Annotated in this window: 28 protein-coding genes; 22 read left to right on the top strand and 6 right to left on the bottom strand. The window is 71.5% G+C overall.

The window, feature by feature from the left end; genetic code table 11:
- Positions 1–20 precede the first annotated feature (20 nt).
- The 3 genes from ACGFMK_RS08710 to pyrE are packed head-to-tail and all read left to right on the top strand — an operon-like array spanning position 21 to position 3,823.
- Complete coding sequence (locus ACGFMK_RS08710; protein WP_323324860.1) at positions 21–782, top strand: ABC transporter ATP-binding protein; 762 nt, start codon at positions 21–23, stop codon at positions 780–782.
- Positions 782–3,229, top strand: coding sequence for an ABC transporter permease (locus ACGFMK_RS08705; protein ID WP_392759733.1), 2,448 nt, complete (start codon positions 782–784; stop codon positions 3,227–3,229). Before ACGFMK_RS08710 ends, ACGFMK_RS08705 begins: the two co-directional genes overlap by 1 nt.
- A 27-nt stretch (positions 3,230–3,256) precedes the next feature.
- Positions 3,257–3,823: an orotate phosphoribosyltransferase gene (pyrE, locus tag ACGFMK_RS08700; RefSeq protein ID WP_392759731.1), complete on the top strand. Its 567-nt coding sequence runs from the start codon at positions 3,257–3,259 to the stop codon at positions 3,821–3,823.
- A 37-nt stretch (positions 3,824–3,860) separates the two neighbouring features.
- Here pyrE and ACGFMK_RS08695 read toward each other — a convergent pair whose 3' ends face one another.
- Positions 3,861–4,046 carry a CsbD family protein gene (locus ACGFMK_RS08695; RefSeq protein WP_392759729.1) on the bottom strand — a complete coding sequence of 62 codons (186 nt, stop codon included), beginning with the start codon at positions 4,044–4,046 and terminating at the stop codon, positions 3,861–3,863.
- Positions 4,047–4,207: 161 nt separating this feature from the next.
- On the opposite strand from ACGFMK_RS08695, the gene ACGFMK_RS08690 reads away from it, so the two are divergent.
- The 11 genes from ACGFMK_RS08690 (at position 4,208) to ACGFMK_RS08640 (ending at position 9,552) form a co-directional block, all read left to right on the top strand.
- The gene (locus ACGFMK_RS08690; RefSeq protein ID WP_323324852.1) at positions 4,208–4,774 is read left to right on the top strand and encodes a sigma-70 family RNA polymerase sigma factor; all 567 of its coding nucleotides are present in this window, start codon (positions 4,208–4,210) and stop codon (positions 4,772–4,774) included.
- Entirely contained in the window at positions 4,765–5,337 is a 573-nt protein-coding gene (locus ACGFMK_RS08685) for an Asp23/Gls24 family envelope stress response protein (RefSeq protein ID WP_392759726.1), read from the top strand. Before ACGFMK_RS08690 ends, ACGFMK_RS08685 begins: the two co-directional genes overlap by 10 nt.
- Entirely contained in the window at positions 5,334–5,696 is a 363-nt protein-coding gene (locus ACGFMK_RS08680; protein WP_392759725.1) for an Asp23/Gls24 family envelope stress response protein, read from the top strand. Before ACGFMK_RS08685 ends, ACGFMK_RS08680 begins: the two co-directional genes overlap by 4 nt.
- The gene (locus ACGFMK_RS08675; RefSeq protein WP_392759723.1) at positions 5,693–5,989 is read left to right on the top strand and encodes a hypothetical protein; all 297 of its coding nucleotides are present in this window, start codon (positions 5,693–5,695) and stop codon (positions 5,987–5,989) included. The genes ACGFMK_RS08680 and ACGFMK_RS08675 overlap by 4 nt, the downstream gene beginning before the upstream one ends.
- A gap of 115 nt (positions 5,990–6,104) precedes the next feature.
- Positions 6,105–6,557 (top strand): Asp23/Gls24 family envelope stress response protein, encoded by a 453-nt coding sequence (locus ACGFMK_RS08670; protein WP_392759721.1) that lies wholly within the window; start codon positions 6,105–6,107, stop codon positions 6,555–6,557.
- A gap of 2 nt (positions 6,558–6,559) precedes the next feature.
- Positions 6,560–6,742, top strand: a complete 183-nt coding sequence (locus ACGFMK_RS08665; protein WP_323324842.1) for a hypothetical protein — start codon at positions 6,560–6,562, stop codon at positions 6,740–6,742.
- Positions 6,743–6,745: 3 nt separating this feature from the next.
- Positions 6,746–7,102, top strand: coding sequence for an Asp23/Gls24 family envelope stress response protein (locus ACGFMK_RS08660; protein WP_392759719.1), 357 nt, complete (start codon positions 6,746–6,748; stop codon positions 7,100–7,102).
- 26 nt (positions 7,103–7,128) lie between these two features.
- Complete coding sequence (locus ACGFMK_RS08655) at positions 7,129–7,620, top strand: DUF6286 domain-containing protein (RefSeq protein ID WP_392759717.1); 492 nt, start codon at positions 7,129–7,131, stop codon at positions 7,618–7,620.
- Positions 7,617–8,174 (top strand): alkaline shock response membrane anchor protein AmaP, encoded by a 558-nt coding sequence (locus tag ACGFMK_RS08650; RefSeq protein WP_392759715.1) that lies wholly within the window; start codon positions 7,617–7,619, stop codon positions 8,172–8,174. Before ACGFMK_RS08655 ends, ACGFMK_RS08650 begins: the two co-directional genes overlap by 4 nt.
- A 313-nt stretch (positions 8,175–8,487) precedes the next feature.
- Positions 8,488–8,880 carry a DUF2784 domain-containing protein gene (locus ACGFMK_RS08645; RefSeq protein WP_392759713.1) on the top strand — a complete coding sequence of 131 codons (393 nt, stop codon included), beginning with the start codon at positions 8,488–8,490 and terminating at the stop codon, positions 8,878–8,880.
- Between the two features lie 15 nt (positions 8,881–8,895).
- Entirely contained in the window at positions 8,896–9,552 is a 657-nt protein-coding gene (locus tag ACGFMK_RS08640; protein WP_392759711.1) for a TrmH family RNA methyltransferase, read from the top strand.
- Between the two features lie 184 nt (positions 9,553–9,736).
- Here the strand turns inward: ACGFMK_RS08640 and ACGFMK_RS08635 are convergent, their stop codons facing one another.
- Positions 9,737–11,875, bottom strand: a complete 2,139-nt coding sequence (locus tag ACGFMK_RS08635) for a molybdopterin-dependent oxidoreductase (RefSeq protein WP_392759708.1) — start codon at positions 11,873–11,875, stop codon at positions 9,737–9,739.
- Positions 11,876–11,946: 71 nt separating this feature from the next.
- Here ACGFMK_RS08635 and ACGFMK_RS08630 point away from each other — a divergent pair, with 71 nt between their 5' ends.
- The gene (locus ACGFMK_RS08630; protein WP_392759706.1) at positions 11,947–12,969 is read left to right on the top strand and encodes a glycoside hydrolase family 76 protein; all 1,023 of its coding nucleotides are present in this window, start codon (positions 11,947–11,949) and stop codon (positions 12,967–12,969) included.
- Here ACGFMK_RS08630 and ACGFMK_RS08625 read toward each other — a convergent pair.
- From ACGFMK_RS08625 to ACGFMK_RS08615, 3 genes are all read right to left on the bottom strand, one after another.
- Entirely contained in the window at positions 12,934–13,455 is a 522-nt protein-coding gene (locus ACGFMK_RS08625) for a GNAT family N-acetyltransferase (protein WP_392759704.1), read from the bottom strand. The genes ACGFMK_RS08630 and ACGFMK_RS08625 overlap by 36 nt on opposite strands.
- Entirely contained in the window at positions 13,449–14,315 is an 867-nt protein-coding gene (locus ACGFMK_RS08620) for a LacI family DNA-binding transcriptional regulator (RefSeq protein ID WP_392759702.1), read from the bottom strand. Before ACGFMK_RS08620 ends, ACGFMK_RS08625 begins: the two co-directional genes overlap by 7 nt.
- Positions 14,316–14,385: 70 nt before the next feature.
- Positions 14,386–15,423 carry a LacI family DNA-binding transcriptional regulator gene (locus ACGFMK_RS08615; protein WP_392759700.1) on the bottom strand — a complete coding sequence of 346 codons (1,038 nt, stop codon included), beginning with the start codon at positions 15,421–15,423 and terminating at the stop codon, positions 14,386–14,388.
- Between the two features lie 118 nt (positions 15,424–15,541).
- Here ACGFMK_RS08615 and ACGFMK_RS08610 point away from each other — a divergent pair, with 118 nt between their 5' ends.
- The 7 genes from ACGFMK_RS08610 (at position 15,542) to ACGFMK_RS08580 (ending at position 21,181) form a co-directional block, all read left to right on the top strand.
- Entirely contained in the window at positions 15,542–16,558 is a 1,017-nt protein-coding gene (locus ACGFMK_RS08610) for a substrate-binding domain-containing protein (protein ID WP_392759698.1), read from the top strand.
- Complete coding sequence (locus ACGFMK_RS08605; protein WP_392759696.1) at positions 16,555–17,556, top strand: ABC transporter permease; 1,002 nt, start codon at positions 16,555–16,557, stop codon at positions 17,554–17,556. The genes ACGFMK_RS08610 and ACGFMK_RS08605 overlap by 4 nt, the downstream gene beginning before the upstream one ends.
- On the top strand, positions 17,553–18,362 hold the full coding sequence (locus ACGFMK_RS08600; protein WP_392759694.1) for an ATP-binding cassette domain-containing protein: 810 nt from the start codon (positions 17,553–17,555) through the stop codon (positions 18,360–18,362). Before ACGFMK_RS08605 ends, ACGFMK_RS08600 begins: the two co-directional genes overlap by 4 nt.
- Before the next feature lie 2 nt (positions 18,363–18,364).
- Entirely contained in the window at positions 18,365–19,219 is an 855-nt protein-coding gene (locus ACGFMK_RS08595; RefSeq protein ID WP_392760101.1) for a PfkB family carbohydrate kinase, read from the top strand.
- Positions 19,216–19,851, top strand: coding sequence for a nucleoside/nucleotide kinase family protein (locus tag ACGFMK_RS08590; protein WP_392759692.1), 636 nt, complete (start codon positions 19,216–19,218; stop codon positions 19,849–19,851). Before ACGFMK_RS08595 ends, ACGFMK_RS08590 begins: the two co-directional genes overlap by 4 nt.
- The gene (locus tag ACGFMK_RS08585) at positions 19,848–20,591 is read left to right on the top strand and encodes an SDR family oxidoreductase (RefSeq protein WP_392759690.1); all 744 of its coding nucleotides are present in this window, start codon (positions 19,848–19,850) and stop codon (positions 20,589–20,591) included. The genes ACGFMK_RS08590 and ACGFMK_RS08585 overlap by 4 nt, the downstream gene beginning before the upstream one ends.
- 176 nt (positions 20,592–20,767) lie before the next feature.
- Positions 20,768–21,181 (top strand): VOC family protein, encoded by a 414-nt coding sequence (locus tag ACGFMK_RS08580; protein WP_392759688.1) that lies wholly within the window; start codon positions 20,768–20,770, stop codon positions 21,179–21,181.
- A gap of 1 nt (position 21,182) precedes the next feature.
- Here ACGFMK_RS08580 and ACGFMK_RS08575 read toward each other — a convergent pair whose 3' ends face one another.
- Positions 21,183–21,851, bottom strand: a complete 669-nt coding sequence (locus ACGFMK_RS08575) for a DedA family protein (protein WP_392759686.1) — start codon at positions 21,849–21,851, stop codon at positions 21,183–21,185.
- Positions 21,852–21,908: the final 57 nt, after the last annotated feature.

Below are 21,908 nucleotides of genomic sequence, written 5' to 3'. Positions count from 1 at the left end.
ACCCGCCTAGCGTTCTTCCCATGACAACTGGGTGGCACGAGGCAGCCGACGCGGTCCGGCTCGAGGCCGTGCGCAAGGAGTACGGCGAAGGCGTGGTCGCGCTGGACGGGGTCTCGATCTCCTTCCCGCGCGGCGGTTTCACGGCCGTGATGGGCCCGTCCGGCTCGGGCAAGAGCACGTTCCTGCACTGCGCGGCCGGCCTCGACCGGCCGACGTCGGGCCGGGTCCTGCTCGACGGCCAGGACCTCGAGGGCAAGAGCGAGACCTACCTGACCAAGCTGCGGCGCGACCGCGTCGGCTTCGTGTTCCAGGCGTTCAACCTGCTCCCGGCGCTCACGGTCGAGCAGAACGTCGTCCTGCCGCTGCAGCTGGCCGGGAAGCGCCCGGACAAGCGGCTCGTCAAGCGGATCCTCGCGCACGTCGGGCTCGACGGGCGCCGCAAGCACCTGCCCGGGCAGCTCTCGGGCGGGCAGCAGCAGCGCGTCGCGATCGCGCGTGCCCTGGTCACCGACCCGGCGGTGCTGTTCGCCGACGAGCCGACCGGCGCACTCGACACCAGCACCGCCGCCGACGTCCTGGGCCTGCTGCGCGAGTCCGTCCGGGCCTCGGGCCAGACGGTGATCATGGTGACGCATGACCCGGTCGCCGCCTCCTACGCCGACGACGTCGTGTTCCTGGCCGACGGCCGGATCGCCGGCCGGCTGGCCCGGCCGACCGCGGCGGCCGTCGCCGAGCGGATGACCCACCTGGGTGCCTGGGACCGAGCGGCGGTGCGGGTCTGATGTTCAAGCTCGCACTGCGCACCCTGCGCCAGCGCAAGGGTGCCTTCCTGGCGACGTTCGTCGCCGTGTTCTTCGGCGCGCTGATCGTTTCGGCGTGCGGTGGCCTGATGGAGTCGGGCATCCGGTCCGAGACGCCGGTGCAGCGGCTGGCCGCGGCGCCGATCGTCGTCGGCGGGCAGCAGACGCTCAAGCTGCCGAAGGACGACCCGGCGACGCTCGACCCCGAGGACAAGCACAAGTTCGAGAACGGGACCCTGGCCGAGCGCGTCCGGCTGGACGCGGCGCTGGCCGGCCGCCTGCGCGCGGTCCCCGGCGTCACCAAGGTGGTCGGTGAGGTCAGCTTCGCGGCGCAGATCGGCACCGCGAGCGCGCTCGGGCACGCCTGGGACTCCGCCGTGCTGACGCCGTACTCGCTGCGGGGTCAGGCGCCGCGGACCGGTGAGGTCGTCGTCGACGCCGGGCTGGGGATCTCCGTCGGCGCCACGCTGCCCGTCGCCGCCCACGGCGAGATCGGCCAGTACCGCGTTTCCGGCGTCGCCACTGCGCCCCAAACGATGCGGGACTCGGCCGTGTTCTTCAGCACCGAGGACGCCGGACGCCTGGCCGGGCACCCGGGCGAGCTCGACACGATCGGTGTCTTCGGCGGCGACGTCGCCGCCGTCACGGCCGCGGTCGGGGACGCGGGCGTGGTCACGACCGGCACCGACCGCGGGCTCCTGGAGTTCCCGGAGGTCGGCCGGAGCGGCGAGAACCTCATCGTGCTGGCCGCGGTCTCCGGCGGGCTGTCGGCGATGGTCATGGTGTTCGTCGTCGCGGGCACGCTCTCGCTCTCGACGCAGCAGCGTCAGCGTGAGCTCGCGCTGCTGCGCGCGATCGGCACCACCCCGCGCCAGCTGCGGCGGATGGTGCTCGGCGAGGCGCTGGTCGTCGGGCTGCTCGCGGTGGGGGCCGCGATCGTGCTCGGCCCGGTGCTCGGGCGGTGGCTGTTCGACCAGCTCGCGGCCAACCACGTCGTCCCCGACGTGCTGCGCTTCGAGCAGGGCTGGCTGCCGGCGACGGTCGCCGCGGGCGCGTCGCTGCTGGCCGTTGTCGCGGCGGCCTTCGTCGCCGGCCGCCGTGCGTCGAAGGTCCGGCCGACCGAGGCGCTCGCCGAAGCCGCCGTCGAACGCCGCTGGCTCACGCCGATCCGGCTGATCACGGCGATCCTGTGCTTCGGCGGCGGGACGGCGCTGGCGATCGTCACGGTCGCGGTGATGACCGGCCCGGTCGCGGCCAGCACGTCGGGCCCGGCGGTGATGCTGTGGGCGTTCGGCCTGGCGGCGATCAGCCCCGGCGTCACGAAGGTGATGGCGACCCTGCTGCGCTGGCCGGTGCAGGCGATCAGCGGCGTCACCGGCCGGGTCGCGCTGCTCAACACCCGGGTCGTCGCGGTCCGGACGGCCGGCGCGGTCACCCCGATCATGCTCGCGGTCGGCATCGCGACCGCCAACATCTACCTGCAGACGACCCAGGAGGCCGTCTCGAACCAGGCGTACACCGAGGACCTGCGCGCGGACGCGGTGGTCGCCTCGCCGATCGGGCTCGACCCGTCGGTGGTGAACCGGGTCCGCTCGGTCCCCGGGGTTGCCAGTGCCTCGGAGTACGTCACGAGCACGGTGTTCATCGAGAAGCCGTTCGACTCGAACCAGGACAAGGACGGCTGGCCGGCGATCGGCGTCAGCGAGCTGACCGGGAACGCGATCACGGTGCCGGACACGCTCGGCCGCCACGTCGGCGACACGCTGTCGCTGCGGCTCGGTGACGGCACCCCGGTGGACGTGCGGGTGGGGGCCGTCGTGCGGCAGCGCGCCGGGTTCGAGAACCTCGTCCTGCCCGCCGGGCTGCTGGCGCCGCACACGACGATGGGGCTCGCCCCGCAGCTGCTGGTGCGCGCCGCTCCCGGCGTCGACCCGGTGACGCTGACTTCGCACCTTCGCGAGGCGACGGCGGGGTTGCCGGTCCAGGTCGGCGACCGGGCCGTGCTGATCGCGGCGCACGCGAAGGGCAACGAGGTCGGTGCCTGGGTCAACTACCTGCTCGTCGGCATGATCATCGCCTACACCGTGATCTCCGTGGTCAACACGCTGGTGATGGCGACCGGCAAGCGGCGCCGCGAGTTCGGGCTGCAGCGGCTGAGCGGGTTCACCCGCGGCCAGGTGCTGCGGATGGCCGGGGTCGAAGGCGGGCTGATCGCGACCATCGCGATCCTGCTCGGCACGGCGACGGCGGCCGGCGCGATCGTCCCGTTCTGCCTCGTGGTGACCGGTTCGGTGCTGCCGTCCGGGCCGATCGCGATCTACCTGACGGTGCTGGCCATCGCCGTGGTGCTGGCCCTGGTGGCGATCTTGGTCCCGGCCTGGGCGGCGACGCGCGGGCGTGCGGTCGACGCCACATCCATCGGGGAGTGAACCCGGTCGTGTGTAAGACTCACGGCCGTGGCGAACCCCGTTCTGGATCAAGCGGCGAAACTCGAACTGGCCAGGCTGGTCACCGATCTCTCCGTGGTGCACGGAAAAGTGACCCTGGCGTCCGGCAAGGAAGCCGACTACTACATCGATCTCCGGCGGGCGACGCTGCACCACGCGGCCGCGCCGTTGATCGGCAAGCTGCTGCGGCAGCTCACGGCGGACTGGGACTACGTGGCGGCCGGCGGGCTCACCCTCGGCGCCGACCCGGTCGCGCTGGCGATGCTGCACTCCGCGGCGGACGACGACGTCGTGCTCGACGCGTTCGTCGTCCGGAAGGACACCAAGGCGCACGGGATGCAGCGGCGCATCGAGGGCATGGAGGTCCGCGGGCAGCGGGTGCTGGCCGTCGAGGACACCTCCACCACCGGCGGCAGCGTGCTCACCGCGGTCGAGGCCCTGCGTGAGGCCGGCGCCGACGTCGTCGGGGTCGTCACGGTCGTCGACCGCGACACCGGCGCGCGCGAGGCCATCGAGAAGGAAGGCCTGCCGTACCGCTACATCCTGGGCCTGGACGACCTCGGCCTGAAGAGCTGACGCGGGGCCGGGAGCCGGCCCCGCGTCTGGCCCGGCGTCACTTCTTGAAGAGGTCCTTCGCGGCGTCCTTGACGTGCTCGACCGCGTCCTTCAGGCCGGCCTTCGCCTGGTCGCCCTGGCCCTCGGCCTTCAGCTGCTCGTCCCCGGTGACGTTCCCGGTGGCCTCCTTGGCCTTCCCGCCCAGGTCCTCGACCTTGTTGCCGATCTTGTCGCCCAGCGACATGGGGCACCTCCCTCACTGCGGCGCCCCGGTCGGGCGCCTGGTGCCGGAAGGACCACGGCGGCGCCGGATCGTCACGGACTCGCACGAGTGATGGCTGTCACCCACAATCAGTGCGTGACGTTTCCCGAGCTCCGGTGTCCTCTTTCCGTGGAGGAGGTGCCGTGACGACGACCAGCGCGGATCCCGGCACGCCGCTCGACGACGCGACCCTGGTGGGCCGCGCGCGGGACGGCGACGTCCGGGCGTACGAACAGCTCGTGCTGCGCTACCAGGGCCCGATGTTCCGGCTCGCGGCGAAGATGCTCGCGAACCGCGGTGACGCGGAGGACGTCGTGCAGGAGGTGTTCCTCAACGCCTGGCGCAAGCTCGACCAGCTGGGCGAGGACGCCGCGTTCGTCGGCTGGCTCTACCGGGCCACGACGAACCGCTGCCTGAACGCCATCCGGGCGCGCCGGCCGCAGGCCGACGTCGACCTCGACACGGCGGAGTCGCCGCGCGGGGACCTCCAGCCGGAGCGGGCCGCCCAGGTGAGCGGCCAGCTCGCGGCGTTGAACACGGCCTTGGCGCAGCTCACCCCGGAACAACGGGCGTGCTGGCTGCTGCGTGAGGTGCACGGCCGGTCCTACGAGGAGATCGGCGAAATCGTCGGCGTGAACGGCACCGCGGTGCGGGGCCGGATCGCGCGGGCCAGGGCACAGCTGGCGGAGGTGATGAAGCCATGGCGATGACGGACTACGAACTGCCCTGCGAACGCGATGTCGAGCAGGTGTGGGAGCGGCTGGACGCGGTTGGCGCCGGGCTGGCCGACGACCACGAGCTGACCTGCCCGCACTGCCGCGCGGCGCGCGAGAGCCTGCTCGCGTTGCGCGAGGCGACGTCCGAGATGGCGGCGGAGGAGGACGCGCCGCCGCCGGACCTGTTCGGCCGGATCATGTCGGCCGTCCGGGCCGAGGTGCGGCGCGGCCAGATGCTGCCGCTGCCGACCCCGGAACCCGGCACGGTCGAGATCAGCGAGCAGGCGGTGGCGGCGGTGCTGCGGTACGCGGCGGACACCGTCGTGGGCATCCGGGCCCGGCGCTGCCGCATCCGGAACGACGGCGCGGGTGTCGTCGAAGTCGAGCTCACCCTTGCGGTGAGTTTGCGGAACGCTACGGGCGGTGAAGCGTTGTCCCTGGTGCGGGAGCGGGTGACCGCGGCGGCCGCGGCCCGGGTGGGCCTGACGCTGGCGAAGCTCGACCTGCTGGTGGACGACATCTTTGAGGAAGACACTGTCGGGGAGCCAGGGGAATGACTGTGGAGTACGTCATCGCGGACCCGGTGATCGCCAGCGTGGCGGCCCGGGCGGCGGTCACCGCGCCGGGCGTGGTGCGGCTGGAGCCGGGGCTGCGAGGCCTGGTGACGGCGTGGACGCGCGCGGCGCGTCAGCGCTGGAAGGGCCTCGACCCGGCCCCGGCCGACGGCGTCCGCGTCCGCACGGCGGACGGCCGGCTGAGCGTCCAGGTGGACCTGATCGCGTCGGGCGCCGACCAGGCGGCGGCGGTCGGACGTTCGGTGCAGCGCGCGGTCAGCCGGTACGTCACGGCGCAGACCGGCCTGGTCGTCGACGAGGTTTCGGTGTCCATCATGGACATCGAAAAGGCGACGCGGTGATCGCGAACGAAGCGGTCGAGAAGATCATCGGCGCGATCAAGGGCGTGGCGGGCCTCCGCCCGGCGACGCCGGTTTCCCCGGAGACGACGTGGCTCCCGGTGGACTGGGAAGGCATGGCCGTCGACCTGACGCCGGAAGTGGTGCAGATCCGGCTGATCGCGTCGCGGCTGCCGATCCCGCCGTTGCTGGATCTGGCCGTGGCGGCGGTCCGCCCGGTGCTGACCGGCACGGAGTGGGAGAAGGCCCGGCTGCGGCTGGTGGTCACCGACCTCGACGGCGCGGCCTTCGCCTGATCCCGTGGGAGACCCACGTCACACCATCGTGGCAGTGACGATCCCCGATCCCCGGTGTCCTTACCTACGAACCAGGCAGAAAGCCTTGTTCCCCAGGACATCCGAGGAGGACCTCATGACCGCGACCGCCGAGAAGACCGTGGTGACCACCGCGAACGACGCCACCAGCGCGCTCGTCTCGAAGCAGGGCACCACCACCATCGCCGACACCGTCGTGCAGAAGATCGCCGGTCTCGCCGCCCGTGAGGTCAGCGGCGTGTACGACCTCGGTGGCGGCGGGGCCGCTCGCGCCCTGAGCGCGTTGCGCGACCGCATCCCCGGCGCGTCCTCCAGCGTCGGCCAGGGCGTTTCGGTCGAGGTGGGCGAGAAGCAGGCCGCCGTCGATCTCCAGCTCCTCGTCGAGTACGGCGTCGCGATCGCGGACCTCGCGCGGTCGGTGCGGCGCAACGTGATCACCGCGATCGAGCGGATGACCGGGCTGGAGGTCGTCGAGGTGAACATCAACGTCAACGACGTCCACATCCCGGGCGACGACGACGAGCCCGCCACCAGCGACCGGGTGCTCTGACCGTGAACGGCACCCTGATCGGCCTGCTTTTCGGCCTGGCACTGGGGTTCGCGGCCGCGTTCGGCGGGTTCGGCGCCTTCGTCGCCGTGCTCGTGCTCGGCGGGCTCGGTCTCCTGGTCGGCCGGTGGGCCGACGGCAAGCTCGACCTGGCCGCCCTCGTCGGGGCCGCCCGAGATCGGAGGTAGCTCGTGTCCACGCTCACCGCGCGGCATCGTCGTGACGACGTCGAGACGGCCGAAGGAGACGAAGAACGCGGGGAGACGACCGTGGAGCCGCGCGCGGTCGGGCGCATCGCCGCCCGCGCCGCGCGTGAGGTCGACGGCGTCGCCGCCGACGTCACCGCCAAGGCCACTGTGGACGGAGATGTGACCACTTTGGACATCCGGCTGCCCGTCGCCTACCCGGCGCCGATCCACGGCACCGCCGACCGGGTCCGGGCCCACCTGCTCGGCCGTACCGCCGAACTGACCGGCCTGCGCACGCAGCGCGTCGACATCACGATCGCGCTGCCGCCGGTCGAGCCGCCGAAGCGGCGGGTCCGATGAGGCGGCCGCGGCGGAGCGTGCCCGCCGTGCTCACCGCGCTCGTCCTGTTGGCCGCCTGCGCGTTCGTCGTGACGGCGCTCGTGCAGCGCCTGCTCGGTGAGCCGCCGGTGCTGTCCTACGACGCGGTCGCCGCCCGCGTGCACGACACCTCCTGGAACGAACTGCCCGTGCTCGTCGGGGGCGGGGCAGCGGTTCTCGTGGGGTTCGTGCTGCTGGCGACGGCCGTGCTGCGTGGCCGTCCGGTGGTGCTGCCGCTGGCGCCGGAGCCGGGGTTCGACACCGGCACCACGCGCCACGGCCTGCGGACGTCGCTGCGATCGACCGCCGCGCACGTCGACGGCGTCTCGTCCGCCGCGCTCAAGCTGCGCCGCCGCACGGTGCGGGTGAAGGTCAAGACCGCCCGGACGCGTACGGACGGGCTGGCTGACGCCGTCAGCGCCGCTCTCGAAACCCGGCTCGACCAGGTCGGCCTGGCGCGGCCACCGCGCGTCCGCGTCCGCGTGCGAGGTGTGCGATGAACCGGCCCGCCGCGCTCAACCGGACCCTGCTCGCCCTGATCGGGCTGGTGCTGCTCGCCGCCGGCGGGTTCGCGCTGGCCACCCACTTCGGGCGGCTGCGCGTCCTCGACCCGGCGTCGGCGCTGGTCCCGGGCTCGACGGCCCCGCCGACCTGGGTGTTCTACGTGGCGATCGCGGTCGCCGTGCTGCTCGGGCTGCTCTGCCTGCGGTGGCTGGCCGCCCAGGCGTTCCGGCGGCCGAAGACCGTCGCCTGGCGGGCGGAGGAGGCCGACGGCGCGACGGAGCTGGATTCGGCGACGGCCGCCGCCCCGGTCGCGGCCGACGTCGAAGGCTACGGCGGCGTCCGGTCGGCGTCGGCCTGGCTCAGCGGGCCGCGGGACCGGCCGGAACTGTTCCTGATCGTCACGACCGACGCCGAGGCGGACGCCGGGGCGATCCGCGCCCGGATCGCCGAGCACGCCGTCCCGCGCCTGCGCCAGGCCCTGGAGGTCGACGAGCTGCCGGTGCGTCTCGAAGTTCGGCTGACGGCGAAATCGGGCGCTCGCGCTCGGTGAGGTGGTGGCCATCGGGGTTACCGTCGACGGATGGACGAGCAGCCGTCGACGCCCGGTGAGCCGCACCGCCCGAACGATCCGAACCGGAAGAAACCGGACGGCGCGCCGGACCAGTACCCCCACGAGGAACCGACGAAGTACCCGGCGAAACGCCCACCCGAATTCCCACCCGGTGTGACCCCTCCGTCACCGCCCAGGTGAAGAAGTTGCTCCGGTGGGTTGAACATCACACGCCTGGGCATTCTTCGAGGAGGCCGATTCCGATCAGCGGAGTAAAGTCGCTGGTAGGGGGATCGGGGTAAGGGGGTGGACGGTGGCCAAGTTCCTGGCCGACGTGACCGTTGCGGTGCACATGCTCGCCCTTCTGCTGATCGGGTTCGGCGGATTCGTCGCGTGGCGCTGGCCCAAGCTGATCTTCGTCCACATGTTCGCCGCGGCGTGGGGCGTCCTCGTGAACGTCGCGCCGGTGCCCTGCCCGTTCACCGCGCTGGAGAACTTCTTCCGCCACCAGCAGGGCCTCGGTGACCTGCCCGGCGGCTTCAACGCGTACTACCTCTACGACACGGTCTTCCCGCGTTCGTGGCTGCCGGCGATCGGGATCGTCGCTATCACCGTCGTCGCCTACTCCTACGTCGGCGTGTACCACCGCTGGCGTCACCGCGACCACCACGAGGACGCCCACGCGCACGCCGTCCACCTGGGTTAGGCGACAATCGACGCCGTGAGCACACCCCACGACGTCGGGCCCACCGAGTGGGTGAGCCGTGAAGAGGTCGGCGTCGGCCCCTGGCCGGGTGACTGGCCCACGGACGACCGGTACGACCCGGATCTGCTGCGCGACGGCGACCGCCGCAACGTCGTCGACAAGTACCGCTACTGGCGCCGCGAGGCGATCGTGTCCGATGTGGACGCCCGCCGGCACCCGTTCCACGTCGCCATCGAGAACTTCCAGCACGACCACAACATCGGCACGGTGGTCCGCACGGCCAACGCCTTCGCCGCCGCCGAGGTCCACATCGTCGGCCGCCGCCGCTGGAACCGCCGCGGCGCGATGGTGACCGACCGCTACCAGCACCTCCGCCACCACGACGACGTCACGGGCTTGGTGCAGTTCGCCGCCACGGAGGGGCTAGCGGTGGTGGCGGTCGACAACACCCCGGGGTCCCAGCCGGTCGAGACGGCCGACATCCCGCGCGACTGCGTGCTGCTGTTCGGCCAGGAGGGGCCGGGGTTGTCGCCGGTCGCGCAGGAAGCGGCGTCCCTGGTCGTGTCGATCGCCCAGTTCGGGACGACCCGCTCGATCAACGCGGGCGTCGCGGCGGGCATCGTGATGCACGCCTGGGTCCGGCAGCACGCGGACCTGTCCCAGGCCTGGTGACCGGGTTCCACGGCGGTTTTGCCGGTGCGGCCTGCTGACCTCGCTGCGTGACAACTCCGGCTGCTCAGCGGCGCCGTCGGACACGACCGGGCGGGTCCGGTGCTCCTGGCTGACCGAGGGTCCGCCCGACAGCTGGAAAGTGGTGATCGACGAGGAAATACCGGTGGTCTTCGACGGAAGGTGATCAGGCCGGCGCGACCTCGACCGGGATGCCGTTCAGCACCGACGTCCCGGACGGCACGTCCAGCAGCGTCTCGTCGGCGACCAGGTTCGAGTTGACGCCCGGGTTCGCGCTCGCCACCCGGGTGCGTGAACCGTCGACGTCGTGGCCCCAGCCGTGGGGGATGCTGATCACGCCCTGGCGGACCTCGTCGGTCACCTCCACCGGGACCTCGAGTTTGCCGGCGCGGGACGTCACCGACGCGAGGCCGCCGTCCGTCAGGCCGAGGCGCGTCGCGTCCGCCGGGTGGACCTGGACCGTGCAGCGGTTCCCGCCGCGGACCAGCGGCGCGAGGTTGTGCATCCACGAGTTGTTCGAGCTCAGGTGCCGCCGGCCGATCAGCACCAAGCCGTCATCGAGGGGCCTGGCCAGCTCGTCGCGCAGGCGAGGCACGTCCGCGACGATCGTCGGCGGCGCCAGCTCGATCCGGCCGGACGCGGTGCACAGCACCTCCGGGATCCGCGGCTTCAGCGCGCCGAAGTCGATGCCGTGCGGCGCCGCTTCGAGGTCGGCCAGCGTGACGTCGTACGGGCCGCTGCGCAGCATCAGGTCGACCAGCCGCGCGGGGCCGGTGCGGTCGCCGGTGAGCTCGACCTTGTTCCGCCGCGCGGTTTCGGCCGCGACGAAGTCGTCGAGCGCGGCGACGTCCGCTTCGGGGCCCTGACCGGTGACGATGCCGGTGAGCCGCAGCATGGTCTCCCACTCCTGCGGTAGTTCCGACGGGAGCGTCGGCGGCGTCCAGTTGGCGATGTTGCGCACCGAAAGCTGGTAGAAGGCCAGGTCGAAGTGCGGACGCTCGAGCGGTGACGGCCCGGGCAGGATGACGTCGGCCTGGCGCGACGTCTCGTTGAGGTAGACGTCCACGGAGATCATGAAGTCGAGGCCCTTGATGGCCTCGGCCAGGCGACCCGCGTTCGGCGTGCTCAGGCACGGGTTGCCGCTGACGGTGATCAGCGCGCGGACCTGGCCGTCGCCCGGCGTCTCGATCTCGTCGGCCAGCGTCGCCACCGGCAGCTCGCCGACGACCTCCGGGTAGCCGCGCACGCGGCTGTGCCAGCGGCCGACCTTGAAGGGCTTGCGGTTGCCGGTCGGCGTGCACGCGGCCAGCGGGAACATCGCGCCGCCGGGCTCGTCGAGGTTGCCGGTGAGCACGTTGAGGACGTCGACCAGCCAGCTCGCGATCGTGCCGAACGCCTGGGTGGTGGTGCCGATCCGGCCGTAGACCACGGCGTTCTCCGCGTCGGCCAGCTCCAGGGCCATCCGGCGGATCTCGGCGGCCTCGATGCCGGTGTGCGACGCGACGGCCTCCGGGGTGAACGGCTGGGCCAGCTCGCGGACGTCGTCGAGGCCGTTGAGGTGCTGGCTCAGGCGGCCGGGCGCGACGCGGTTCTCCGCGATCAGGACGTTGACCAGGGCGAACAGCAGGAAGGCGTCGGTGCCGGGGCGGATGGCGTGGTGCTCGTCGGCGTACTGCGCGGTGCGGGTGCGGCGCGGGTCGACGACCACGATCTTGCCGCCGCGCTCGCGGATCCCGCGCAGCCGCCCGCGCATGTCCGGCGCGGTCATCAGGCTGCCGTTGGACACCAGCGGGTTCGCGCCGAGGATCAGCAGGTGCCGCGTGCGGTCGACGTCGGGCACCGGGATGGCGAGCGGGTCACCGAACATGGTGCCGGAGGAGTAGTGCTTCGGCATCTGGTCGACCGACGTCGCGCTGTAGAAGTTCTTGGTGCCCAAGGCTTTGTAGAGCACGCGGCTGTAGAGCGTCAGCGCGATGTTGTGCACGCCGGGGTTGCCCGCGTACACGGCGACGGCGTCGCGGCCGTACTTCTCCGCGATCGGCGGGAGCCGCCGGTCGATCTCGTCGTAGGCCTCCTGCCAGCTGACCTCGACGAACTCGCCGTCGCGCTTGAGCAGCGGCGCGGTCAGCCGATCGGGGTCGTGGTGCAGGGCGCCGAGCGACGCGCCCTTCGGGCAGATGTAGCCCTTCGAGAAGACGTCCTTCTCGTCACCTGTCACGCGGGTGACCTGCTGGTTCTCGTCCAGTGTCACCTCGAGCCCGCAGGTCGCTTCGCACAGCGGGCAGGTGACGTGTGCCGTGGTCATGAGTACCTCGCAGGCCGTCGGGTCTTTCAACATACCGAGCGGTATGTCGGTGGGCAAGGCAGGATTGCGACATGAACGTCGCAGCCGCCGAACGCGCGGTGACCTCGCGGCACCTGCGCCGGGTGTGGGGGCTGCCCGGCACGGTCCTCGGCCGCAGCGGCTGGCCGGCGTCGCCGGGGCAGCGGCTGCACTGGCACTGGAACTACTGGTGGCAGGCGCACCTGCTGGACACGCTCATCGACGCCCAGCTGCGCGCGCCCTCCGCTTCCCGGCTGACGCTGATCCGGTCGTTCGTGCGTTCGGTGCGGCTGCGCAACTTCGGCCGCTGGACGAACGACTTCTACGACGACATCGCGTGGCTCGGCCTTGCGCTGCAACGGGTTTCGTCCTTGGGTATCGACGTCGGCCCGGCACTGGCGGCGATCGACACGCAGCTCCTGTCGGGCTGGACCGAGGCGGCGGGCGGCGGGATCTGGTGGCGCGTCGGCGACGAGTTCAAGAACGCCCCGGCCAACGGCCCGGCGGCGATCTTCCACGCCCGCTCCGGCAACCTCACGCGCGCCCGCGAGATGACGGACTGGCTGTCGACGACCCTGGTGGACCCCGCGACGGGCCTGGTCTGGGACGGCATCCGGACGGACACGGGCGAGCTGGTGAAGCACATCTACACGTACTGCCAAGGCGTTTACCTCGGTGCGTGCCTCGAACTGTCCTTAGTGGACGAAGCCGCCCGGACGGTCCGAGCGGTGGCGGAACACTGCGCCCCGGGCGGCATCATCCGCGGCCAAAGCGGCGGCGACGGCGGGCTGTTCGCGGCGATCCTGGCGCGCTACCTGGCTTTGGCGGCTGGTTCTCTCCCCGGCCCCGAGGCTTCGGTGGCGCGAGACCTGGTGCTGACGTCCGCCGAGGCCTGCTGGTCGGGCGCGTCGGAGGGCCCGGTGTTCAGCGCGTTCTGGGACCGCCCGGCGCCGCCGTCGCCCCTGCCGGAGGACGCCCCGGAGCGCGACATGTCGGTCCAGGTGGGCGGCTGGATGCTCCTGGAAGCAGCGGCGACGCTGTCACCAGACGTCGCCGGCCCGCCAGTCGGCGGTTAGCTCCCCGTCCAGGTCCAGCGGGGCGCGGCCCGGGAACACGTAGACGGCGCCGTCGTCGTCCGCGGTGCGCTGGATTCCCGACGGGGTGAGGGAGAACGTCGGCCCGCGCCACTGCTGCCAGCCGCGGCCCTCGTACAGCGGCCTTCCGGCCGTGGACGCGCTCAACGCGCCCACCTCGTACCCACCCAGCAGCGCTTCCATCTCGGCCATCAACGCGCTCGCGATCCCCCGCCGCCGATGGTCGGGATGGACGGCGACGCCCTCGACGTACCCGGTGTTCAGCACGCGGTCGCCGTGCAGGAGACGTCGCTGCACGAGTGAGGCGTGACCGACCAGCTCATCGCCGTCGAAGGTCAGCGCGTGCATCCCGCCCAGCGTGTTCTCCCAGCCGGCGAGGTCGAAGTCCTTGAACGCGCCTTCGAGCAGGGCGCGCGCCGCGAGCAGCTCGGCGTCGGACAGCTGCGCGGTGTGCGCCAGCCTCAGCATCCGCAGGAGGCGCCGTGCAGGAAACGAGGCGTCAGCAGCACCGACTCCGGCGGCCGGTCCGGGTCCGCCATCCGGGAGAGCAGCAGCTGGACCGCTCGGCGGCCGATATCGGCGATCGGCTGGACCAGCGTGGTCACCGCCGGGCTCACCCGGCGGGCCCAGTCCATGTCGCCGTAACCGACAACCGCCAGTTCCGAGCCGATGCGGATGCCGCGGCGGTGGGCCTCGTACTGGACGCCGACCAGCATCGACTCGTCCGCGACCACCAGGGCCGTCGGGGAGGGCCAGCCGTCCAGGAGCTTGGCCGTCGCGCGGGCGGCTCCGCCCGAGTTCGACAGGCCGGATTCCACCAGTTCGCGGTCCCAGCGCAGGCCCGACTGCTCCAGGCCCATGCGGTACCCACGGACGCGCTCGCGGCTGACGTCCAGGCTTTCGTCGCCCGAGATCAGGCCGATCTTGCGGTGGCGGCGCTCCGTCAGGTGCTTCACCAGCCCGCACAGGGCGTGGACGTTCTCCGTACCCACCTGGTCGACGTCGTTGCGGGCGGCGAGCCGGTCCATCAGGACCGTCGGCACGCCCATCCGGACCAGGCCGTTGATCACCGCGTCGTCGCCGGGTGAGGGGACCAGCAGCACGCCGTCCACGAGGTCGGCCCGCAGCGCGCGGACGACCGCGGCCTCTTCGCTGACGCTGTCACCGGTGTCGGCCAGCGTCACGTCGCAGCCGGCCTGGGCGGCGGCCGCCCTGATGGAACGCAGCAGCTCACCCGAGTAGGGGTGCGCGCGCGTACCCATCGCGACGCCGATCCGGTAGGTGACCGGGGGGTCCCACAACCGGAGCTCCGGCGAAAGTGCCGTCATAAAGCCCTCGCAGACGCTCAGCCGAAAGGTAGCCGCTGAACGAGCCCGTCGAGGTGTCAACACCCCAGAATCACTGATGTGAGTGAACCGCCGGGCAGCCACACGACTCTCGGTGACGCAGCGTGGGCGGTAGCCGCACGGTTTCGGCCTTGCGCGCCGGGTCGTTGATGCGGGCGAGCAGCAGCCGCACCGCCTGCCGCCCGATCTCCTCGATCGGCTGCGCCATCGTCGTCAGCGGCGGGTCGACCAGGTCCGCCCACTCGACGTCGTCGTAGACCACGACCGGCAGATCTTGCCCGATGCGAAGGCCCCGCCGCCGCGCTTCGTGCAGCACCCCGACCATCATGCTGTCGTTGCCGACGACCAGCGCCGTCGGCGGCTCGGGCAGCGCGAGCAGCTGGCTGACGGCCAGCGCGCCACCCTCGTGGGACGAGTTTCCGCAGGCCACGAGGTCGGCCGACCACGTCAGCCCGGACCGGCCGAGCCCGAGCCGGTAGCCGAGCACGCGCTCCTCGCTGGTCGACAGGCCGGGCGCGCCGCTGATCATCCCGATCCGCCGGTGCCCGAGCGTCGCCAGGTGGGCGGTCAGCGCCGACGTCGCCTGAATGTTCTCCGTGCCCACCTGGTCGACGTCGCCGCGGGTGGTCAGCCGGTCGATCAGCACCGTCGGCACGTCCAGCGAGACCAGCTCGCCGATCACCGAGCCGTCGCCCGGCGCCGGCGTGATCAGCAGGCCGTCGACCCGGCGGGAGCGCAACGTCCGGACCGTGTCACGCTCCGTGTTCGCCGTGTCGTGGGTATCCGCGAGCAGCACGGTGTAGCCGTGGGTCGACGCCTCCCGCTCGATCGCCTGCATCAGCGTCGCGAAGTACGGGTTCGCCACGAGGGAGATCGCCATCCCGATCGACCGGGTGCCGCCGGTGACCAGCGAGCGCGCGATGGCGTCGCCGGTGTAGCCGGTCGTTTCGATCGCCCGCAGCACGGCCGCCTTCGTGTCCTCGGCGACCGCGCGGGTCCCGTTCACGACGTGCGAAACGGTGGTGATCGAGACGCCGGCGAGCTCGGCGATGTCCCGCTGGGTCGGCCGCGATGATCTCGGCTGGGGCATGCCAATCCTTTCCGGCAAGCGTTTGCGCAAACGCTTGCGTCCACGCAGCAGTCTGTCTACCTTCCCGACCATCGGCAAGCTTCGAACCGTCCGTGTCTCCTGAAAAGGGTGGGAACCCATGAGACAACGAAGTCTCACCGCACTCGTGCTGGCCGCCGTACTGGCCACGACGACCGGGTGCACCGTCGAACGTCACTGGGGTGGCAACACCAAGACCGGTGGCAGTGGAAAAGCGAAGGTCGGCCTGGTCACCAAGACCGACACGAACCCGTACTTCGTGGCCCTGCGCGAGTCCGCCAGAGCCACCGCACAGGCCAACGGCGCCGATTTCAGCGCGCTCGCCGGGCAGTTCGACGGCGACAACGACGGCCAGGTCCGCGCCATCGAGAACCTCGTGCAGCAGGGCGCGAACACCATCCTCATCACACCCAGCTCGTCCACCGGGGTGCTGAAGGCGATCAAGGACGCCCGCGACGCCGGGATCCTCGTCATCGCGCTCGACACCGCGACCGAACCGCCGGACGCCGTCGACGCCACCTTCGCCACCGACAACTTCGCGGCCGGCCAGCAGCAGGGCGCGTACGTCAAGGCGGCGCTGAAGGGCACCCCGCCCAAGCTGCTGATGGTCGACGGGACCGCCGGCAGCTCGGTCGACACCCAGCGCCACGGCGGGTTCCTCAAGGGCATCGGGCTGACCGACGGCTCGCCCGAGATCAAGGGGCACACCGCGGCCAACGGTGACCAGAGCCTCGCCCAGCAGGGCATGGAGAACCTGTTGCAGCGCACCACCGACATCAACGCCGTCTACTCGATGAACGAGCCGATGGGCCGCGGTGCCAACGCGGCGCTGAAGGCCCGCGGGCTCACGAACCAGATCGTGATGGGTTCGATCGACGGCGGCTGCGAAGGCGTCCAGAACGTCAAGGACGGCCTCTACGCCGCGACTGTCATGCAGTTCCCCAAGAAGATGGCCGAACAGGGTGTGCTCGCCGCCGTCGAGTACGCGAAGACCGGCAAGAAGCCGACCGGCTTCGTCAACACCGGGTCCGCCGTGATCACCAACAAGCCCCTGCCCGGCGTCGAAAGCCACGACACCGCGTGGGGCCTGCAGAACTGCTGGGGAGGTACGAAATGACGACCGCCACCGTCGCTCGTCCGTCCACAAAGGAACGTGAGTCGCTCGGCGAGTTCCTCCTCCGCGCCCCCGCGGTCGGCCCGGCGCTCGCCCTGATCGTCGCCGTCGTGGTGTTCTCGCTGGCCACGGACACGTTCTTCGACCTCGACAACCTCTCCACCGTCGTCCAGCAGTCGCTGGTCGTCGGGACGCTCGCGCTCGGCCAGACACTCGTCATCCTCATCGCGGGCATCGACCTGTCCAACGCGTCGTCGATGGTCGTCGCCACGCTGATCATGGCGAAGCTCGCCGCGGCCGGGACGAACGGCTTCGTCGCGCTGCTGGCCGGCGTCGTGCTGACGGTCATCGTCGGCATCTTCATCGGCTCGCTCGCCACGCGGATCAAGCTGCCGGCGTTCATCATCACGCTCGGCACGTTCACCATGCTCACCGCGGTGTCCAAGCTGATCGCCGGCGGCCAGGCCGTGCCGGTGACCGACGGGCTGCTGCAGTGGCTCGGCACCAAGCGCTACCTCTTCGGTGGCATCCCGATCACCTACGGGATGACGCTGGCGCTGCTGATGTACCTCGGCATCTGGTACGCGCTGACGAAAACCGCGTGGGGCAAGCACGTCTACGCGGTCGGCAACGCGCCGGAGTCCGCGCGGCTGTCCGGGATCAAGGTCAACCGCACGGTCCTGTCGGTGTACATCGTGGCGGGCCTCGCCTTCGGCCTCGCCGCGTGGCAGGCGCTCGGCCGGACGCCGAACGCCGACCCGAACCAGTTCCAGCTCGGCAACCTCGACTCGATCACCGCCGTCGTGCTCGGTGGGACGAGCCTGTTCGGCGGCCGCGGCTCGGTGCTGGGCACGCTGATGGGCGCGCTGGTCGTGGCGGTGCTGCGGTCTGGGCTGACGCAGATGAACGTCGACGGCAACTACCAGGACCTCGCCACCGGGGCCCTGCTCATCGCCGCCGTCGTGGTGGACCGGATCGCGAGGAGGCAGCAGCAGTCATGACCGAACCGATCCTGCAGGCCCGTGGCCTGGTGAAGCGCTACGGCCGGGTGACCGCCATCGACGGCGCCGACTTCGACCTGCTCCCCGGCGAGGTGCTCGCCGTCGTCGGCGACAACGGCGCCGGGAAGTCGTCACTCATCAAAACCCTGTCCGGGGCCGTGATCCCGGACGAGGGAGAGATCAAAGTGGACGGTGAGACCGTCCACTTCAAGTCCCCTTTGGACGCCCGGCAGTACGGGATCGAGACGGTGTACCAGGATCTCGCCGTCGCGCCCGCGCTGGACATCGCGTCGAACATGTTCCTCGGCCGGGAGAAACGCATCGGCGGCGCGTTCGGGCTGTTCCGCAAGCTCGACACCGCCACCATGCGGAGCGAGGCGCAGCGGATCCTCGACGAGCTGGGCATCAACATCAAGTCGATCACCCAGCTCGTGGAGACGCTGTCCGGTGGCCAGCGCCAGGGTGTCGCCGTCGCGCGCGCGGCGGCGTTCGGCACCAAGGCCGTGATCATGGACGAGCCCACCGCCGCGCTCGGCGTCGCCGAGTCCGGCAAGGTGCTCGACCTGATCGGCCGGATCCGCGACCGCGGCCTGCCGGTGGTGCTGATCAGCCACAACATGCCGCACGTGTTCGACATCGCCGACCGCATCCACGTGCACCGCCTCGGCAGGCGCGTCGCGGTCGTCTCGCCGAAGACGCACTCGATGAACCAGGTCGTCGGCCTGCTCACGGGTGCGCTGCGGCTCAACGAGAACGGCGAGATCGAAGAGGCGGCCGCCGCGACCCACGTGGCCGGCTTGAAGTGAAGGTGCTGCTGGCGGGTCTGTGCACCGTGGACGTCGTTCAGCGCGTCGCCGAGCTCCCGGCTCCGGGCGAGAAGGTGCAGTCACTGCGGGTGGACGTCGCGGCCGGGGGGCCCGCGACGAACGCCGCGGTGACGGCCGCCGCGCTCGGGGCCGAGGCGACGCTGCTGACCGTCCTCGGCGCACACCCGCTGGCCGCGCTCGCCCGCACCGACCTCGAAACCCACGGCGTCCGGGTCGTCGACCTGGACCCGTCCCGCTCCGATCCACCGCCGGTCAGCGCGGTCGCCGTCCGAGACCGCGACGGCGAACGCACCGTCGTCTCCCGCAACGCCGAAGACCACACTTTCCTAGGGAAAGATCCGGAATTTGGGGCTGACGGGGTTGGTGGGGCTGATGTGGTGCTGCTGGACGGGCACCTTCCGGAACTCGCGCTGGACGTCGCGAAGGCCGCGAACGTCGCGGGCGTGCCGGTCGTGCTTGATGCCGGGAGCTGGAAACCGGTGCTCGACGAGCTGCTGCCGCTGGTCGACGTCGCCGCCTGCTCCGCGCACTTCCGGGCGCCGGAACCCGGCCTCCACCAGCGGGGCGTGCCGATGGTCATCACCACCGCCGGCCCTGGTCCGGTGCGGTGGTCGACCGCCGACGGGAAGTCCGGAGAGGTGCCCGTGCCGTCCGTCGAAGCGCGGGACACACTAGGTGCGGGAGACGTCTGGCACGGCGCGCTCGCCGTCGCCGTGGCGCGAAAACTCACGGTGACGGACCGGATTCGCTTCGCCAACGAGGTGGCCGCCGAACGGGTGCGGTTGGTGGGACCGCGGTCCTGGACGACCGCGATCGCAGGAAGGAACAGGACATGACGGCGTTCGACGATCTGCTGGCCAGGGCCGAGGGGCTGACCGTGCGCGGGCAGCGCAACGTGCTCGGCATCATCGGCGCGCCCGCCTCCGGGAAGACCACGCTCGCGTGGGCACTGGCGAACGCGCTGGGCTCGCGCGCCGCGGTGGTCGGGATGGACGGCTTCCACCTCGCGCAGGTGGAGCTGCGCCGGCTCGGCTGCGCCGAGCGCAAGGGCGCGCCGGACACCTTCGACGCGGCCGGCTACTACCACCTGATCCGCCGCCTCGCCGAAGGCCGCGAGACGGTCTACGCGCCGGAGTTCCGCCGGGAGATCGAAGAGCCGATCGCGGGTGCTGTCGCCGTCGCGCCGGAGGTCCAGCTCGTCATCACGGAGGGCAACTACCTCCTGCTGCCGGACGACCCGTGGAGCGGGATCCGGCCGCTGCTCACCGAGGCCTGGTTCCTCGCGCCGGACGAGCCGGAGCGCATCGAACGGCTCGTGTCGCGCCACCGCCGGTACGGCCGGTCGCTCGTCGAAGCGCGGCAGCGGGCGCTCGGGTCGGACCAGCGCAACGCCGACCTGATCACGCAGACGCGCGACCGCGCGGACCTCGTGCTCGAGAACCTCCCGCTGGTCAACTTCGCGCTGTGAGCGTCCTGATCGTCACGGGCGGCAGCCGGGGGATCGGCGCCGCCACCTGCGAGCTGGCCGCCTCGCGCGGCTACGATGTCGTGGTCAACTTCTCGGGTGATCCCGCGCCCGCCGAGGAGGTCGCCGCTCGCGTCGAAGCCCTCGGGCGGCGGTCGGCGGCGGTGCGCGCGGACGTCTCGGCCGAGGACGACGTACGCGCGCTGTTCGACGCGGCCGCGACGCTGGGCCCGGTCGAGGCGCTGGTCAACAACGCCGCCATCACGGGAAACACCCCCGGACGGCTCGACCAGTACGAGGTCGACGTCGTCCGGCGGACCCTCGACGTGAACGTCACCGGCGTCTTCCTGTGCTGCCGCGAGGCGGTCCGCCGGATGTCGACCCGCCACGGTGGCCAGGGCGGCGCGATCGTCAACATCTCCTCGACGGCCGCGCGCACCGGCTCGGCCGGGGAGTGGGTGCACTACGCCGCGTCGAAGGCCGCCGTCGACACCCTGACCCACGGGCTCGCCCAGGAGGTCGCGGACGAGGGTGTGCGGGTCAACGCCGTCGCGCCCGGGATGATCCACACCGGGCTGCACGAGGCCGCCGGGATGCCGGACCGGCTCGAGAAGTACGCGCGCCAGATCCCGATGCGCCGCGCCGGGCAGCCGGGGGAGATCGCCGAAGCCGTGCTGTGGCTGCTGTCGCCGGCGGCGTCGTTCACCACCGGAGCGGTGCTGGACGTCGGTGGCGGTCGGTGATCGTTCGAGCACTTTCCGACAACGTGAAATGACTTTCAGTCACCGGCGTCCGCGTACTGGGACGTCCGGAGACGGCGAGATCACGATTGTCCCGGGAACTTGGTCACCGTTGTTTTGCCAAGCGAACGCTGTGCAACTCTGGGGAGCCGCCACGCGAAAGGACGGCTTCCCCAGCCATGGCAAAACTCATGTCCGTGCACCACTTGGCGCTGACCGTGACCGACGTGGACCGCAGCGTGCCGTGGTACGCCCGGGTCCTGGACCTCGAGGAGGTCACCCGGCGCGAAGAGCCGGACACGGGCCTGCGCAAGGTCGTGCTGCGGTCCGCCGGGGACGCGTTCTCGGTCGTGCTGGTGCAGCACGCGGACACCGGAAGGCGCGGGTTCGACGAGCGGCGAACCGGTCTGGACCACGTCGCCTTCAAGGTCGGCTCGGTGACCGAGCTGACCGAGTGGGAGGAGCGGCTGGCCGAGTTCGGCGTCTCCTACCTGCCGGCCGCGCCGTCGCGCACCTTCGAGGGATCCTGGGTGGTCGTGTTCCGCGACCCCGACGGCATCCAGCTCGAGATCTGGGCCGACCCCGAACTGTGAGTCACGCGCGGGCGTCGTCCGTCTCTTCGACCGGGCGGCGCATCTCCTGGCGGTAGCGCAGCACGCCGTACGCGGTGCCGAACACGAAGAACGCGACGCTGCCCCACAGCGCGGCCGTCTTCAGCCACGGCAGAACGTCCAGCAGGCCGGCGCCGTAGTAGCCGAGCAGCACGAGCGTCGGCACCCAGAGCAGGCCGCCGAGCGTGGTCGCCAGCAGGAACCGGCGCGGGTCCATCCGCGCGGCACCGGCGATGAGCGGGGCGAGCGTGCGGATCCACGGGATCCAGCGCGCGGCGACGATCGCGAAGAAGCCACGACGGTCCAGGAACTCCTGCGCGCGTTCGAGGTGCTGCCGGTTGAGGACCTTGCCGTCCCGGCGCGCGATCAGCTTGGAGCCGCCGGTGCGCCCGATGTAGTAGCCGATCTGGTTGCCGAGCACGGCGACGATCAGCGCGGCGCCCGAGAGCAGCCACGCGTTCAGGTCCGAGCCGTGCTGGGCCAGCACCACACCGGCGCCGAACAGCAGCGAGTCACCGGGCAGGAACAGCCCGATGATCAGCGCGCATTCGACGAGCACGAAGCTCAGCACGATCACCCAGACGAGCAGGGGCCCGGCGGTGTCCAGCCAGCTCACGCCGACGCCCGCGGCCTCGATGCTCACGACGTTCACACGTTGAGCCTACGTGGCCCAGGTGAACGGCCCACGGCCAACGGCCGAATCGAGCTC

This window comes from Amycolatopsis sp. NPDC049252, from assembly GCF_043197175.1.
GTDB lineage: Bacteria > Actinomycetota > Actinomycetes > Mycobacteriales > Pseudonocardiaceae > Amycolatopsis.
Note: the sequence above shows the minus strand (reverse complement) of the source record. Positions and strands in the feature narration are given on the sequence as shown.